13 protein-coding genes and 1 pseudogene are annotated in these 15,764 nt (G+C 69.3%); 4 read left to right on the top strand and 10 right to left on the bottom strand.

Going from position 1 to position 15,764, the window contains the following annotated elements; genetic code table 11:
• Positions 1 to 11 precede the first annotated feature (11 nt).
• Positions 12 to 752 (bottom strand): TIGR03936 family radical SAM-associated protein, encoded by a 741-nt coding sequence (locus tag ACIA03_RS12785; RefSeq protein ID WP_396982911.1) that lies wholly within the window; start codon positions 750 to 752, stop codon positions 12 to 14.
• An 88-nt stretch (positions 753 to 840) separates the two neighbouring features.
• Between ACIA03_RS12785 and ACIA03_RS12780 the strand changes: the two genes are divergently transcribed.
• Together ACIA03_RS12780 and ACIA03_RS12775 are read left to right on the top strand one after the other, a co-directional pair.
• Entirely contained in the window at positions 841 to 1,833 is a 993-nt protein-coding gene (locus tag ACIA03_RS12780) for an endonuclease/exonuclease/phosphatase family protein (protein ID WP_396982863.1), read from the top strand.
• Between the two features lie 236 nt (positions 1,834 to 2,069).
• Positions 2,070 to 2,516: pseudogene (locus ACIA03_RS12775) on the top strand (GNAT family N-acetyltransferase); the annotation flags it as partial.
• Here ACIA03_RS12775 and ACIA03_RS12770 read toward each other — a convergent pair.
• A complete protein-coding gene (locus ACIA03_RS12770) occupies positions 2,468 to 2,971 on the bottom strand; it encodes a GNAT family N-acetyltransferase (protein WP_396982861.1) in 504 nt (167 codons plus the stop codon). The pseudogene ACIA03_RS12775 and the gene ACIA03_RS12770 overlap by 49 nt on opposite strands.
• Positions 2,972 to 3,113: 142 nt before the next feature.
• Between ACIA03_RS12770 and ACIA03_RS12765 the strand changes: the two genes are divergently transcribed.
• Positions 3,114 to 3,488 carry a RidA family protein gene (locus ACIA03_RS12765; RefSeq protein ID WP_396982909.1) on the top strand — a complete coding sequence of 125 codons (375 nt, stop codon included), beginning with the start codon at positions 3,114 to 3,116 and terminating at the stop codon, positions 3,486 to 3,488.
• Positions 3,489 to 3,547: 59 nt separating this feature from the next.
• Here the strand turns inward: ACIA03_RS12765 and ACIA03_RS12760 are convergent, their stop codons facing one another.
• Positions 3,548 to 5,518, bottom strand: coding sequence for a TIGR03960 family B12-binding radical SAM protein (locus tag ACIA03_RS12760; RefSeq protein WP_396982859.1), 1,971 nt, complete (start codon positions 5,516 to 5,518; stop codon positions 3,548 to 3,550).
• 96 nt (positions 5,519 to 5,614) lie between these two features.
• Here ACIA03_RS12760 and ACIA03_RS12755 point away from each other — a divergent pair, with 96 nt between their 5' ends.
• Complete coding sequence (locus ACIA03_RS12755) at positions 5,615 to 6,289, top strand: class I SAM-dependent methyltransferase (protein WP_396982857.1); 675 nt, start codon at positions 5,615 to 5,617, stop codon at positions 6,287 to 6,289.
• A gap of 64 nt (positions 6,290 to 6,353) precedes the next feature.
• Here the strand turns inward: ACIA03_RS12755 and ACIA03_RS12750 are convergent, their stop codons facing one another.
• The 7 genes from ACIA03_RS12750 to ACIA03_RS12720 all read right to left on the bottom strand — a co-directional run bounded on the left by ACIA03_RS12750 (position 6,354) and on the right by ACIA03_RS12720 (position 15,633).
• Positions 6,354 to 7,559, bottom strand: coding sequence for a S8 family peptidase (locus tag ACIA03_RS12750; RefSeq protein ID WP_396982855.1), 1,206 nt, complete (start codon positions 7,557 to 7,559; stop codon positions 6,354 to 6,356).
• A 285-nt stretch (positions 7,560 to 7,844) separates the two neighbouring features.
• The gene (locus ACIA03_RS12745; protein WP_396982852.1) at positions 7,845 to 9,545 is read right to left on the bottom strand and encodes a S8 family serine peptidase; all 1,701 of its coding nucleotides are present in this window, start codon (positions 9,543 to 9,545) and stop codon (positions 7,845 to 7,847) included.
• A gap of 92 nt (positions 9,546 to 9,637) precedes the next feature.
• Positions 9,638 to 10,861 (bottom strand): rod shape-determining protein RodA, encoded by a 1,224-nt coding sequence (gene rodA / locus ACIA03_RS12740; RefSeq protein ID WP_396982850.1) that lies wholly within the window; start codon positions 10,859 to 10,861, stop codon positions 9,638 to 9,640.
• A gap of 8 nt (positions 10,862 to 10,869) precedes the next feature.
• The gene (gene mrdA, locus ACIA03_RS12735; protein WP_396982848.1) at positions 10,870 to 12,957 is read right to left on the bottom strand and encodes a penicillin-binding protein 2; all 2,088 of its coding nucleotides are present in this window, start codon (positions 12,955 to 12,957) and stop codon (positions 10,870 to 10,872) included.
• A 1-nt stretch (position 12,958) separates the two neighbouring features.
• Positions 12,959 to 13,492: a rod shape-determining protein MreD gene (gene mreD / locus ACIA03_RS12730; RefSeq protein WP_396982907.1), complete on the bottom strand. Its 534-nt coding sequence runs from the start codon at positions 13,490 to 13,492 to the stop codon at positions 12,959 to 12,961.
• 88 nt (positions 13,493 to 13,580) lie between these two features.
• Positions 13,581 to 14,534, bottom strand: a complete 954-nt coding sequence (gene mreC, locus ACIA03_RS12725; RefSeq protein ID WP_396982846.1) for a rod shape-determining protein MreC — start codon at positions 14,532 to 14,534, stop codon at positions 13,581 to 13,583.
• A 73-nt stretch (positions 14,535 to 14,607) separates the two neighbouring features.
• Entirely contained in the window at positions 14,608 to 15,633 is a 1,026-nt protein-coding gene (locus ACIA03_RS12720; protein WP_396982843.1) for a rod shape-determining protein, read from the bottom strand.
• Positions 15,634 to 15,764: the final 131 nt, after the last annotated feature.

The following is a 15,764-nucleotide window of genomic DNA, read 5'->3' as shown; positions in this document are numbered from 1 at the left end:
CCACGGGCAGACTAGTGGAGCGGGTCGCCGATCGTGCCGGAAGCCTCGTCGAAGATGCCCTGGCTGAGCCGGGTCAGCAGCGGCAGGCCGCCGTGCTCCGGACCGACCTTCAGGCCGCCGATGCGTTCCAGACCGGTGACTACGTCGTCGGGACGTACGGTCGGGGTGCCGTGCTTGAGCAGCAGCTCCAGCCGGGAGCCGCCCTCGCGGGGCGCCGAGGACAGGCGTACGACCGCCCCTCGGGCATCGAACTCACGCAGACCCTTCTTGGTCATCCGGGACACGATGACCTCCTCGGCACCGAGGAACGCCTCGACCGCCGCGGCGGCCTCCTCCGGCCCCGTCGGGAGGTCGATGATCCACTCGCTGCCGGTGAGCAGGTCGGCCAGCGCGCCCTTGGGCGAGGTGGCGGTGTCGACGACGTCGAGGAGGTCGAGGCCGTCGGGCATGACCTCGTCCAGGGCAGCCTTGGTCGCGGCCGGGTCGACCGTCTCGCGCAGTCCCAGCTCGACGTACTCGGCCTCGCTGGCCGCCCCGGTCGGAGCCGCGCCGGCGTAGGAGATCCGCGGGTGCGGGTTGAAGCCCGAGGAGTAGGCGACCGGGATCCGTGCCCGTGCGACCGCGCGCTCGAAGGCGCGGCTGAAGTCGCGGTGGCTGGTGAACCGGAGCCGGCCGCGCTTGGCGTAGCGGATGCGGAGACGCTGGACCGGCGGGGCCTGCTGTTCGGGCTGTTGACGCACGGAGTCGATTATGTCGGTCCGGGGGCGCGTTGACCCATCCGGCGAACGGAAGGCGAACGGTCTATAACGGTTTGCCCGCCAAAAATGGGAGACTCGCGCGGTGAGTCACCACAGAAGCAGGAAGTTCTCGGTACGCCTCAAGGAGCTGTTGCCGATCCTCGCGGTGGTCCTCACCGTCGGTGCCATCGCCGGCCTGACCGTCCTCGCGCCCCGGCTGAACGACTCACGACAGACCTCCGCGGACATCTCGTCGTCGCCGAGCGCCGACACCCTCGAAGCTTCCCCATCGACCCCGTCTTCGGCGTCGTCGGAGCCGCTGCCGAAGTTCACGACGCTGGAGGCGCCTCCGGCGATCGACAAGGCCCCGAAGAAGCCGAAGATCGACCCGTGCGCGGTGCCGCGCAAGCTGACCGTGATGACCTTCAACATCAAGGGCGGCCGGGTCTCCCCCGGTGAGCTCGGTGGGATCGCCGGCGTGATCCGCGGATCCGGCGCCGACGTCGTACTCCTCCAGGAGGTCGACCGGAACCGCCGCCGCTCGGGCAACGTCGACCAGCCCGCGATCATCGCCTCACATCTGGGGATGCAGTCGGTCTTCGGCGCCAACGACTACATCACCGACCGCGGCGGCTACGGCAACGCGATCCTGTCGCGCTTCCCCATCGCGGAGTCCGGCAACACCCACCTGCCCAACAGCGACGGCAAGGAGCAGCGCGGGGTGCTGCGGGCGAACATCATCGTCCAGGGCCAGCGCCTCGTCGTCTTCAACACCCACCTCGACCACACCTCGGACTCGCTGCGGCAGACCCAGATCGGCGCGGTCATGTCCAAGGTGAACGCCTACGACGGCGCCAAGCTCCTCGGCGGCGACCTCAACTCCGGTGACGGCTCGGGCGTCCTGAGCACGGCCCTGGCCACGCTGACCGATGCCGGCGCCTCCCTCGGTCCCAGCCACGACGGCGGCGGCCGCGTCGACTACCTGCTCCCCAACTCCTGGCTCGACGCCGGTGACGGCAGGGTCACCCCCACCAGCCTGTCGGACCACCACGCCGTCAGCATCGACTTCGCCATGCGCGGCGCCGCGGACTGCTGAGTCAGTAGCGCTCGACCGACATGGCTCGCTCCGGCGGCTCGTACGCCTCCGGCCAGAAGTCCGTCACACGGGTGATCCGCCCGTCGTCGATCTCGAGGAACGTCTGCGACTCCCCCGACTCCTCCCCCCATACGCCAGTCGAACCAGAGGCACCCGCGGGCGATCCAGGTACGACGGGACGTTCGCGTCGGTCTACTGATCGGTAACGGACGCATACGTCCCGCCGTACCAGGAATCGGTCGCGTGGAAGACTTCACGGCGTGATCGAACTCCGGCCCGCCGCTGTCACCGACGTCCCCGCGCTTCTGGAGCTGTGGGAGGTGGCTGCGGAGAACGACTCGCGGCCGACCGACTCCGCTACGAAGGTCGAGGCGCTGCTCACGCGCGACCCGGACGCCTGCACGGTCGCGGTCACCGCGGACGGCCGGATCGTCGGCTCGCTGGTCTCCGGCTGGGACGGCTGGCGCGCCCACCTCTACCGGCTGGCGGTCCACCCCGACGTACGCCGCCAGGGCCTCGCCCGACGCCTCCTCGCCCACGCCGAGGACCGCCTCGTGGCGCTCGGGGCGAGCCGGATCGACGCGATGGTCCTGGAGGGCAACGACCTGGGGCAGTCGCTGTGGAAGAGCTCGGGCTACGAGTCCCAGTCGGAGTGGCGCCGCTGGGTCCGCCCGGTCGGCTGAGGCCGGATCATCAGGTCGTACGCCTCCCGGAACCCGCCCCGTTCGTAGAACGGGATCGACCGGTCGCTGGGGCTCAGCACGACGCGTACGAATCCCTCGTCGTCGGCGTGGTCGGTGAGCGCGGCCAGCATCGCGGTGCCGAGGCCGCTGTTGCGGTGCTCGCGCCGGACGTAGAAGTTGGCCAGGTAGCCCCACCGCGACGACCGCTCCTGACCCGGCTTCGGCATCCGCGTGAAGACCAGCATGTTGACCATGCCGGCCGCCTCACCGGCGACGTATCCCAACCAGGTCACCCGCTGCTCGTGCTCCTTGAGCATCCACTCGTCGAAGCGCTCCTCGAACCCGGGGTCCTCGATCGCCTCCGTCGCCATCTCCTCGACCCAGGTGCGTCGGAGGCCCGCCAGCAGCTGGGTGTCCTCCGGGCCGGCGAGACGTACGTCGAATGCGTCGTTCACGGACGTGAACCTAGCCCAGCCGCGGCAACCTCGCCCCGATTCGGCCACGCTGCCCATGATGCGCGCCACCCGTCCCTGACCCGGGGATGTGAATTCATTCGCGCCGCGGACACGGGTGGCTTACGTTCCGCTCGTGGAGTTCATGACCCCTGACAACCTGCCCACCCCTGCCGGCTACAGCCATGTGGTGGCCACCGACCCCGGCGCCCGGCTGGTCGTGACGTCAGGCCAGGTGGGCGTCATCGCCGACGGCACCGTCGCGGAGGGCTGGGAGGCGCAGACTCGGCAGACCTTCGTCAACCTCGGCATCGCGCTCGCCGCGGCCGGCGCCACCTGGGCGGACGTCGTGAAGCTGACCTACTTCGTCGTCGACACCAGCGAGCTGCCCCTGATCCGGTCGGTGCGTGACGAGTTCGTCGACGTCGCGCACCCGCCCGCCAGCTCGCTGGTGCAGGTCGCCGGCCTCTTCCGCCCCGACGTACTCATCGAGATCGAGGCCACCGCCGCCCGTCCCTGACAGCCGGCGACGTGGGAGTCCCGAGGTCACCAGATGACTCCAGGACTCCCACGTCGGGGTCAGACGACCGAGAGCGGCAGCAGCTTCTGGCCCGTGGGGCCGATCTGGATCTCGGTGTTCATCTCCGGGCAGACGCCGCAGTCGTAGCAGGGGGTCCAGCGGCAGTCCTCGACCTCGATGTCCTCGCCGTCGGCGGCCGCGAGGGCGTCCTCCCAGTCGGCCCAGAGCCAGTCCTTGTCGAGGCCGGAGTCGAGGTGGTCCCAGGGGAGGATCTCGTCGTACTCGCGCTCGCGGGTGGTGTACCAGTCGAGGTCGACACCGGTGCCGGCGAGGCCGGCCTCGGCGGCGGAGACCCAGCGGTCGTAGGAGAAGTGCTCGCTCCAGCCGTCGAAGCGGCCGCCGTCACGCCAGACCTGCTCGATGATCGCGCCGACGCGGCGGTCGCCGCGAGACAGCAGGCCCTCGACGATGCCGGGCTTGCCGTCGTGGTAGCGGAACCCGATCGCGCGGCCGAACTTCTTGTCGGAGCGGACGACGTCGCGCAGCTTCTGCAGCCGCTCGTCGGTGGTCTCGTGGTCGAGCTGGGAGGCCCACTGGAAGGGGGTGTGCGGCTTGGGTACGAAGCCACCGATCGAGACGGTGCAGCGGATGTCGTTGCGGCCCGAGACCTCGCGGCCCTTCGCGATCACCTTCTTCGCCAGCTCGGCGATCTGGAGGACGTCCTCGTCGGTCTCGGTCGGCAGGCCGCACATGAAGTAGAGCTTCACCTGGCGCCAGCCGTGGCTGTAGGCGGCACCGACGGTGCGGATCAGGTCCTCCTCGGTCACCATCTTGTTGATGACCTTCCGCATCCGCTCGGAGCCGCCCTCGGGCGCGAAGGTCAGACCGGAGCGACGGCCGTTGCGGGAGAACTCGTTGGCCAGGGTGATGTTGAAGGCGTCGACGCGCGTCGAGGGCAGCGAGAGGGACACGTTGGTGCCCTCGTAGCGGTCGGCCAGGCCGGTCGCTACGTCACCGATCTCGGTGTGGTCGGCGGAGGACAGGGACAGCAGCCCGACCTCCTCGAAACCGGACTTCCGGATGCCGTTCTCGACCATGTCGCCGATGGTGGTGATGGAGCGCTCGCGGACCGGGCGGGTGATCATCCCGGCCTGGCAGAAGCGGCAGCCGCGGGTGCAGCCGCGGAAGATCTCCACCGAGAACCGCTCGTGGACGGTCTCCGCGAGCGGCACCAGCGGGTTGCGCGGGTAGGGCCAGGCGTCGAGGTCCATCAGGGTGTGCTTGCGCACCCGCCACGGGATGTCGGGGCGGTTGGGCACCACGGCCTCGATCTGGCCGTCGGCGGCGTAGTTCACGTCGTAGAACTTCGGGACGTAGACGGCCCCGGAGACGGCCAGGCGGCGCAGTAGCTCGTCGCGGCCGCCGGGGCGACCGTCCTGCTTCCACTCGCGCACGACCTCGGAGATCTTGAGCACGATCTCCTCACCATCGCCGAGCACGGCGGCGTCGAGGAAGTCGGCGATCGGCTCGGGGTTGAACGCGGCGTGGCCGCCGGCGAGCACGATCGGGTCGTCGTCGCCACGGTCGACCGCGTGCAACGGGATCTGCGCAAGCGAGAGCGCGTTGAGCATGTTGGTGTAGCCGAGCTCGGTCGAGAAGCTGAGCCCGAAGACGTCGAACGCCTTCACCGGCCGGTGCGCGTCGACGGTGAACTGCGGGATCGGACCCTGCTCGTCGCCCTCCCGCATGATCTTCTCCAGGTCGGGCCAGACCGCGTAGGTGCGCTCGGCCGCGATCCAGTCACGCTCGTTGAGCACCTCGTAGAGGATCTGGACACCCTGGTTGGGCAGGCCGACCTCGTAGGCGTCGGGGTACATCAGCGCCCACCGCACCTCGACCTCGTCCCACTTCTTGACGGTCGAGTTGAGCTCCCCACCGACGTACTGGATCGGCTTGGACACCAGCGCCAGGCGCGGCTCCAGCCGAGGGAACACAGAATCAGGAACGAGGTCGCTCTGGGCGACGGTCACGATGGGCACCTCAAAGCTCGGGAACGATCAACCCCAAGCGTACGCCGCCCCGTGACTCCCCGACCAAACCTCGCGCCGTGGGGCACAATGCCGGGCATGGCGCTGCGTACGTGGGCGGAGGAGTTCGCCGGAGGGACCGTGTCGACGGCCATGGCCAAGCTCAACGCCCGGCATCCGTGGAGCCACAACGACCACTTCCACAGCTGGATCCTGGCGAACCTCCCGGCGCGGCGCCGCGGAGCCCTCGACGTCGGCTGCGGGCGCGGCGAGCTCGTGGCCGCGCTCTCGCCCAGGTTCGCGGCGGTCCACGGCACCGATCGGGACGGGGCGATGCGCGGGCATGCCGCCACCCGCTGCTCGGGCCTGGCCAACGTCACCGTCCACGACGGCACCTGGATCGAGGATCACGGCCCGGTCGACCTGGTGACCATGGTCGCGGTCCTGCATCATCTCGATGCGGCCGAAGCCCTTCAGCAGGTGCGTCGGACCCTCGAGCCCGGCGGGCGGTTCCTGGCCGTCGGCCTCGCTCCCCCACAGAGCGCGGTCGACCACCTCTGGGAACTCGCCTCCGTGGTGACCAACCCGATGATCGGCTACGTCAAGCATCCGTGGCCCAGCAACGCCGGCGCCCAGGCCCCGCCGTTCCCCGTCAAGGATCCGGCCCTGACCTTCGACGAGCTGCGAGAGATCGTCGCCGCCGTCCTGCCCGGCGCCTCGATGCGGCACCGCCTCGGCTTCCGGCACACCATCGCGTGGACCAAGCCGGTCTGACGGAGCAGAAATAGCCGTTGGGGCCGCCCCCTCCCGGACGGCCCCAACGACGTCAGAACTCAGCTCAGAACAGCGTGGAGAGCAGCAGGTTCGGGGAACCGGTGCCCGGGTTGGTGACCACGTCGGGGGTGGCGGCGCCGGTCAAACCATCAGCGACCTCGGCCGGGGTGGCCGTGGGGTTCGCCTCGAGGAAGAGCGCGGCGGCGCCGGTGACGTGAGGGGTCGCCATCGACGTACCGGAGATGGTGTTGGTCGAACCGTCGTTCCAGGCCGAGGTGATGTCGACGCCCGGGGCGAAGATGTCGAGGCACTCACCGGTGTTGGAGAAGTCCGCGGCGGCGTCGGTGTCGTCGGTGGCACCGACGGTGATCGCCTCCGGAACGGCCGCCGGCGAGGAACCGCAGGCGTCGGAACTCTCGTTGCCGGCCGCGACGGCGTAGGTCACGCCGTCGGCGATCGAGGCCTGGACGGCCGCGTCGAGGGCGGCGTCGTTGCCGCCACCGAGCGACATGTTGGCGACAGCCGGGCCGTCGGTGTGGTTCTCGGTGACCCACTCGATGCCGGCGACGACACCCTCGGTGGTGCCGGAGCCCTGGTCGTCGAGGACGCGGACCGGAACGATCGTGGCCTCCTTGGCCAGACCGTAGGTGGTGCCGGCGACGGTGCCCGCGACGTGGGTGCCGTGGCCGTTGCCGTCGGTCGGGTCGGAGTCGCCGTCGACGGCGTCGAAGCCCTCACCGATCCGGCCGCTGAACTCCGAGTGGTCGGTCGCGACGCCGGTGTCGATGATGTAGGCAGTCACACCCGCACCGGTCTGCTCGTAGTGGTAGTTCTTGTCGAGCGGCAGCGCGGCCTGGTCGACGCGGTCGAGACCCCAGGTCGGGTCAGCCTGGTCGCCCTGGGTGGTGTAGCGGTGGTTGGCCTGCACGTAGGCGACGTCCGGGTTGTTGCGGACCTCGGCGAGCGCGTCCTTGTCGAGCGTGGCAGAGAAGCCGTTGAACGCCGTGTTGTAGACCTCTCGTACGTCGCCACCGGCGTCACGCGCGTCGGTGCGGACCGACTTGGCCTCGGACTTCGCCATGTCGCTGAGGCCCTGCTTCTTCATCACGACGATGTACTGACCCTCGATCGCGGTCGAGGCGTCCGCGCCGCGCAGCGGTGCCGGACTGTCCGCGGCACCTGCCGGGACGGCGAAGGCGATCGCCGATGCTGCTGCTCCGACAGCAACGGCGGAGATGACTGCCGGCGCCTTGATGGCACGGTTCTTCATGGTTCGGAACACGTTCTGACTCCCGTCATCGTACGGCCCTGTAGGACCGCTATGAACGCCCTGCGCCCTCCCTGTGGCCGCAGCCCGAAGCGTTCGGCAAACCACGTAATCACGTTACGTAGAACGCGTAACGACCCAACTCTTCGCATTGCAGCAACGTGCAGTCACCCAAGGTGAACACCTATAAACAGACCATAAACAGGGCGGGAAAAGTGTCCTTTCAACAGCACGCCGGGCCGCCCGCGTTACGCGAGCGGCCCGGTGGAGCCGATGACGGTTGTGAGATCAGGCGATGGAGGTGTCGTCGATCAGGAAGCTGGTCCCGAGCGAGGAGTCCTCGGTGCCGGTGAACGTCAGCGTGACGGTGCTCCCTGCGTAGGACCCGAGCGAGAACGACTTCAGCGCGTAGGACGAGCTCGCGTTCAGGTTCGAGTACGTCGCCAGGGTCGTCGAGCCGACCTTGACGGTCAGCTTGTCGTAGGCCGTCGAGGTGGTCGTCTCATTGGTGATCACCCGGAGATAGAACGACAGCGTCTTGCCGGTCGTGGGCAGCGTGACCGACTGCGAGAGCGTGTCAGTGTGGGTCGAGCCGTAGCCGTTCAGCCACGCCTTGTAGGAACCCGTACGCGCCGGGGCGCTGGTCGAGTTGTCGATCACGCCCGAGGAGGCGCTCCAACCGGTCGCACCCGATTCGAAGCCCGGGTTGACCAGCAGGTTTCCGGTGCTCGGCGGGTCCGTCGGGTCGGTGCCGCCGCCCTCGAGCGAGTAGAGCAGGCGGTTGGGCGAGCCGGTGCCCGGCGAGGTGACGACACCGGTCGTGGCGTTGGAGGTGATCCACGACTGGACCGTCGCCGGCGTGGCCGAGGTGTGGGCCGCCAGGTAGAGCGCCGCGGTGCCCGCGACGTGCGGGGTCGCCATCGACGTACCGGAGATGGTGTTGGTCGCCGTGGTCGAGGTGTACCACGAGGAGGTGATGTTCGAGCCCGGGGCGAAGACGTCCACGACCGAGCCGTAGTTGGAGAACGACGAGCGCGCGTCGGTGTTGGTGGTCGAGCCGACCGTGATCGCGTTGGCGACCCGCGCCGGCGAGTAGGAGGACGCGTTGGCGTTGTCGTTGCCGGCCGCGACGGCGTACGTCACCCCGTCGGCGATCGAGCTGTTCACCGCCGCGTCGAGCGAGGACGAGGCCCCGCCGCCCAGCGACATGTTGGCGACCGCCGGACCGGTGGTGTGGTTGGAGGTGACCCAGTTGATGCCCGCGATGACACCGGAGTCGGTGCCGGACCCCTGGGCGTCGAGGACACGGACCGGCACCAGGGTGACCCCCTTGGCCACACCGTAGGTCGAGCCGCCGACCGTGCCGGCGACGTGGGTGCCGTGGCCGTTCTCGTCGGTGGTCGAGGAGCCCACGGAGTAGTAGCCCGAGGCGACCCGCCCGCTGAACTGGCTGTGGGTCGAGAGGATGCCGGTGTCGATGATGTAGGCGGTGACACCCGACCCGGTCTGGTCGTAGTGGTAGGAGTTGCTCAGCGGCAGGTTGCGCTGGTCGATCCTGTCGATGCCCCAGGTCGGGTTGGACTGGTCACCGGTCGCCTTGACGACCCCGTCGGCCTCGACGTAGTCGACGGCCGGGTCGCTGCGTACCTCGGCCAGGGCGGCGTCCGACAGCGTCGCCGCGAAGCCGTTGAGGGCCGCGTCGTAGGTGAACTTCACCTTGCCGCCGGCCTCCTCGGCCTTGCTCCGGACCGCGGCGTTGGCGCTCTTGGCCGAGGCTCGGAAGCCGTTGCCGGCCTTGGCCTGGTCCTTCATCACGACGATGTACTGACCATCGATGGCGTTCGCCTTCTCGGCACCGATCAGCGGTGCCGGGTTGTCGGCCGCGCCGGCGGGACCGGACAGCGCCAAGATGGTGGTGGCAGCGCCGACGGCTGTGGCGGTCGCTGCGACCAGCGCGCCGAGGCGCTGGGTTCTGTGGGGTCGGTTCACGATTACTGCTCCCGTCGTCAAGCAGCCTCTGGTCGAGGCTGCAAGGGGTCACAGATGCCCTGTAGGGCAACCGGGAGGGAACGTAATCGAGTTTACTGACGATGAAACGCGACATCTTTTCGCACTGCAGCAACCTGCAGGCGGTCGCGCGAGCGGAGGTCCTGGAGTGGTCCGGACCGGTCCAGACCGGTGCGCCGCGATCGGGCCGAGATGCCGAGCAGCACACCCACCGCCAGCAGCGCCGCGATCATCGAGGAACCGCCGTAGGAGATCAACGGTAGCGGCACCCCGGTGACCGGCATGATGCCCAGGCACATCCCGATGTTCTGGAAGCTCTGGATGCCGAGCCAGCACACGATGCCGGCCGCAGCCACCCGTCCGAAGAGGTCGTCGGTGCGCGCCGCGATCCGCAGTCCGCGCCACAGCACGACGCCGATCAGGCCGATCACCAGCAGCGAGCCGACCAGCCCGAGCTCCTCCCCCACGACCGTGAAGATGAAGTCGGTGTGCTGCTCGGGGACGAACCCGGCGCGGGCCTGCGACCCCTGGAACAGCCCCTGGCCGAAGATGCCGCCGTCACCGATCGCGATCCGGGCCTGCTGGACGTTGTAGCCGGCCCCGCGAGGATCCAGCGCCGGATCGGTGAACGCCATGAACCGGTGGATCTGGTATTCCTTCAGCACCCCGGTCGCTACCACGGTCGTGGCGCCCGCCAGGCCGGTCAGCGCCAGCAGCGCCAGCCATCGCCGCGGTGTCCCCGCGGCCGCGAGCACGCAGAAGACCGTCACCCCGAGCACCAGCGTGGTGCCGAGGTCGGGCTGGAGCAGGACGAGCACGATCGGCACCGCCGCGACCAGGATCATCGCGACCACATCACCCAGCGACACCCGGGCCTGCCAGCGCCCCTCGCTTCGCTCGGCGAGGACCAGCGCCATCGCGATGACCACGGCGAGCTTCGCCAGCTCCGAGGGCTGGACCTGCACGGGCCCGAGGGTCACCCACGACTTCGACCCGTTGATCGTCGTGCCCATCACGAGCACCAGCACCAGCCCGACGATCGCGCCCAGGTAGACCACCGGTGTCAGCAGCCGGACCCAGCGGTGGTTGGTCGCGACGACGCCCACCATCAGCACCAGCCCGACGGCCACGTTGATCGTCTGTTTGCGCAGGTAGGCGGTGGTGTCACCGCCGGTGAGCGCGTCCCGGTGGACGGTCGCGGACCAGACGAACAGCACCGACAGCGACACCAGGACCAGCACCGCACCGAGGAGGACCAGGTCGATGCGGCGTACGAAGGCCATCACGTCGTTCTTCATGCTCTGCCTCAGTCCTTCGGAGCGACGATCGAGCCGTCGGCACCGAACGCCGGCAGGTTCCTCGGCGGGTCGATGCCCTTGATCGCAGCCTTGGCGGGCCGCACCTCGGCACCGCCCTCCTCGATCCCGTAGAGCGACTCCCACAGCTTGCGTACGGCATCACCCACGGCACCCGATCCGGTTCCACCCTGGGAGATGGTCATGATGATGACGTACTTCTTGTTGTACGTCGCGACCCAGCCGGTCGTCTGCTTGCCGGTGACCTCGGCGGTGCCGGTCTTGCCGCGCACCTTCACCTCGTCGAGCGGGAAGCCGCCGAACTTCCAGGCCAGGGTGCCCGAGCGCGGGGTGCCGAGGAGCGCCTCGTTGACGTAGTCGATGCTCTTGGCCGACATCTTGACCCTGCCGGCGACCTTCGGGTCGATCTTCTCGACCACGGTGCCGTCGCCGCTGACGACCGCCTTCCCGACCCGAGGCTCGTAGAGGGTGCCGCCGTTGGCCAGCGAGGCGTAGGCGCGGGCGAGCTGGATCGGGGTGACCATCGTGTCGCCCTGGCCGATCGAGAAGTTCACCGCGTCACCGGTGCGGTAGTAGTTGCCCTCCACGCAGAACTCGTGGGCGAACAGCTGCAGGAACGAGGTCGGCGCGTTCTTCTTCTCGTCCATCCGGCAGTAGTAGTCCTTCATGGCCTCGTAGTACTCGGCCTTCCACTTCCGGTCCGCGATCCGGCCCGCCGACTCCCCCGGCAGGTCGATGCCGGTGCGCTTGCCGAAGCCGAACGCCTTGGCGGTCTCGACCAGCGGGTCCCTGGCCTTGATGTCGGCCGGGTCGGAGCCGTACTTCTGCCAGTAGTTCACCGCGATCCGGTAGAAGAACGTGTCGCAGGAGAGCTCGAGCGCCTGGGCGAAGGTGATGTTGCCGTAGGCGGCCGACTCGTAGTTCTTGAACCAGCGGTTGCCGACCTGGAGGCCGCTGGAGCAGTCGAGCAGGGTGTCGCGGCTGTAGCCGTTGTTGAGCGCGCCGACGGTCATGAACGGCTTCCACGTCGACCCAGGCGCGAACTGGCCCTGCGTCGCCCGCGGCAGCAGCGGATAGCCGGCCTTCTCGGAGTAGAGCCGGTCGAGCTGCTTCTGGGTGATCCCGCCGACCCACTCCTCCGGGTCGTACGTCGGCTGGCTGGCCATCGCGACGAGGCGGCCGGTCTGGGCTTCCATGACCACGACCGAGCCGGAGTCGGCCTCGTAGTTGCGGCCGGTGATCTTGTCGAAGGTGCCGCGGGCGGTCTCGATGGACTCGGCCAGCAGCTTCTCGGCACGGCCCTGCACCTTGGCGTCGATGCTGGTCACCAGGGTGTCGCCGGCCTGGGAGGCGACCGAGTCGCCGCGGCCGATCTCGCGGCCGACCGAGTCGACGGTGACGGTGTCGTAGCCGGGCATCCCGCGCAGCCACTGGTCGTACTCCTTCTCGACGCCGGAACGACCCACCATCGAGGTGTTGTTGAGCGACTCGTCGCCGCGCTCCTTGGCGTTGTCGTTCTCGTCCTCGGTGATCGGGGAGAGATAGCCGAGGACCCCGGCGGCGTTGATCCCGTAGGGGCTCGGGTAGGAGCGCAGCGTCTGCTTCTCCGCGACCACGCCGGGAAAGTCCTCGGGCTGCTCGAGGATGCGCAGCGCGGTCGACTCGGAGACGTCGGTGGCGATCGGCACCGGCTGGTAGCGGGTGCCGGACCAGTTGGCGATCGCCTCGTTCTGCTTCTTCGGGGACACGTCGACGGCCTTGGCGACGCGCTTCATCAGCGTCACCTTGTCCGCGTCGTCGAGCCCGTCGAGGACGCCCTGGTCGAGGCTGACCACCCAGGCCGAGCGGTTGGTGACCAGCGGCCGGCCCTGGGCGTCGACGATGATGCCGCGCACCGGCTGGCGCACGATCTCGCGCTTGGACTGCGAGGCCGCGGCCGCCTGGTAGGCGTCGCCGTGGCGCACCTGCAGGTAGAAGAGCCTGACCCCGAGGGTGGCCAGCAGGGAGAAGACCAGCGCCTGGATCACGATCAGCCGCAGCCGGCTGACCTGCGCGGTGGAGAGTCGACTCCGCCCCATCTCAGAGGTCTCCCCTGCCGAGCAACCACAGCAGCGCCGGGATCAGCAGCGGGGCCAGCAGCAGGTCGTAGCCGACGCTGATCGCCACGGTCGGCAGCAGCGTGACCGGCGCCTCGCCGAGGATCAGGCCGCTGACCGCGAAGATGCTGACCCCGATGAACGAGCAGACGGCCACCGTGGCCATCACGGTCAGCGCGTTGGGTCGGCCCTGGCCGCCCTGGGCGATGCTGCCGTCGCGTACGCGGCCGGCGACGTAGCCGACGATCAGCAGCGCGAGCGCCCACCGGCCGGCGGTGTGGTCGGCAGGAGGCGCCAGATCGAGGAGTACGCCGGCGGCGAAGCCGGTCACCAGGGCGGTCTGCCCGCCACGGGTGAGCGCGACCGCGAGGACGACCAGCAGAGCCAGGTCGGGGGTGATGCCGCGGATCGCGAAGGCCGGCGCGACGCTCAACTGGAGGACGACGGCGATGATCACCAGGAGGCCGACCAGGACGTTGCGCAGCAGCGGGCCGGTGCTCGGGGCCTGGGTCTCCATCTGACTCACGCCACCACCTCCGTAGCGCAAGCGCCAGGATACGGACGCGGTGGCGTGTTGATTGTCTGATTCGCTCGCTGACGCTCGCTCATCGCAGCTCCCCTTCCGGCGTGACCACGGCGCGGTCGCTCATGGTGTCGCCCGGCACCACCACACCGACGACGTCGAGCGAGCCGAAGTCGACGTACGGCTTGATCCGCACCGTGCGCGAGGAGTCGCGCACGCTCGCGAAAGTGTCGGTGACCTCGCCGATCGGCAGCCCGGAGACGTACGGAGCGGCCCGGCCGTCACCCCAGGTGATGACCGTGTCGCCCTTGAGCGGGGCGGCGGTCTGGTCGACGAGGTCGAGGGCCAGCAGGCCGGCGTCGGAGCGGCCGGCGACCACGCCGGAGCCCCGGACCATGCCGACCTGACCCGACTTCTTGCCGCTGCGGTCCTCACCGCCGACGCGGCCGCCGACGACCGAGGCGGCGTCGACGATCAGCAGGACGGTGGCGCTGGTCTTGGTGACCCTCAGGACCCGGCCGACCAGGCCGTCGCCGGTGACCACCGACATGTCTGACCTGATCCCGGCGGCGCTGCCGGCGTCGATGGTGACGGTGCGGTTGAAGGTCTGGGCGGGGCCGTAGGCCGTGACCCGCGCCGGCACCAGGGCGTAGCCGAGGTCGTCGGCGGCCCGGGTGATCGACTCGTACTCGGCGAGCTTGGACCGGCCGTAGTCGGTGACCTCGACCTGGCGGCGCAGCGTGGAGTTCTCGGCCTCGAGCTTCGCGACCCGGGCGCGGAGCTCGTCGCGGCTGTCGAACCACTCCGGGATCCCGGTGAACGGGCGGGCCACCATCGCCGCACCTGTCTCCAGCGGGGAGAGCACCTCGCCGACCGCGGTGCGGGCCGGCTCCAGGGCGGGGGTCTGGTCGAGGGTGGCCAGGGTGGCGCAGCACAGGATGAGCGCGATCAGCCAGGAGCCCTTCGGGCCACCGCCACCGGCGTTGGTCTCGAGGCTGCCGCGGCGGTTGAGCCTCTCCCGCGGCGTACGGACCATGGGTTTGGGACCTTTGCGTTGTTCCAGCCCTCTGCGCAGACGTTCGCTGGGGCGGGGGCTCAGCAACGACACGTCACCATCTCCTGTTCTCGTTCACCAGGACGGGGCGGAGCACGTCGTAGTCCTCGACGCAGCGGCCGGCCCCCATCGCGACCGAGGTCAGCGGGGACTCGGCGACGTGGACCGGCATACCGGTCTCGTGACGCAGGCGCTCGTCGAGCCCGCGGAGGAGGGCACCGCCGCCGGTGAGCACGATGCCGCGGTCCATGATGTCGCCGGCCAGCTCGGGCGGGGTCTGGTCGAGGGTGGAGCGGACCGCGTCGAAGATGTCGTGCAGCGGCTCCTCGATCGCCTTGCGCACCTCGGCGCTCGAGACGGTCACCGTGCGCGGCAGGCCGCTGACCAGGTCTCGTCCCCTGATCTCGGCCTCGGGCTCGTTGGGCAGCGGCCAGACCGAGCCGAGGGTCATCTTGACCTCCTCGGCGGTGCGCTCGCCCAGGAGCAGCGCGTGCTCCTTCTTCAGCCAGGTCATGATCGCGTTGTCGAGCTGGTGCCCGGCGGTCCGGATCGACTGGCTCGTCACGATCCCGCCGAGGCTGATCACCGCGACCTCGGTCGTGCCGCCGCCGATGTCGACGACCATGTTGCCGGTCGGCATGTGCACCGGGAGCCCGGCACCGATGGCGGCCGCCATCGGTTCCTCGATGATGTTCACCATCCGGGCGCCGGACTGGTAGCCGGCCTCCTTCACCGCGCGGATCTCGACCGCGGTGATCCCGGACGGGACGCAGATGACCATCCGCGGCTTGGCGAAGTAGCGACGGCGGTGGACCTGATGGATGAAGTAGCGAAGCATCTGCTCGGTGGCCTCGAAGTCGGCGATCACGCCGTCCTTCAGCGGTCGCAGCGCGACGATGTCGTCGGGCGTACGTCCCAGCATCTTCTTGGCCTCGTGGCCGACAGCGACCATCTCGCCGGTGAACTTGTTGAGCGCGACCACACTTGGCTCATCGACAAGGACGCCCTTGCCACGGACGTAGACGAGTGTGTTTGCGGTGCCGAGGTCCACCGCCATGTCACGTCCAATGATGCTCGCCATACGTCCTCGCGTTCCCGGGGCGCCGCGTCGGGGATCCGTGTTACAGGATGCGGGCCCTGCCGACGAGGCTACGAAGGTACGAGCCTCAATCCCAAGAGGCTCGCCGAAACCGCAACGATACGGGGTATGTC

The organism is Nocardioides sp. NPDC051685 (genome assembly GCF_044453405.1).
Lineage (GTDB): Bacteria > Actinomycetota > Actinomycetes > Propionibacteriales > Nocardioidaceae > Nocardioides.
The sequence above is the reverse complement of the archived record's forward strand: the minus strand, read 5'-3'. Positions and strand labels throughout refer to the sequence as shown.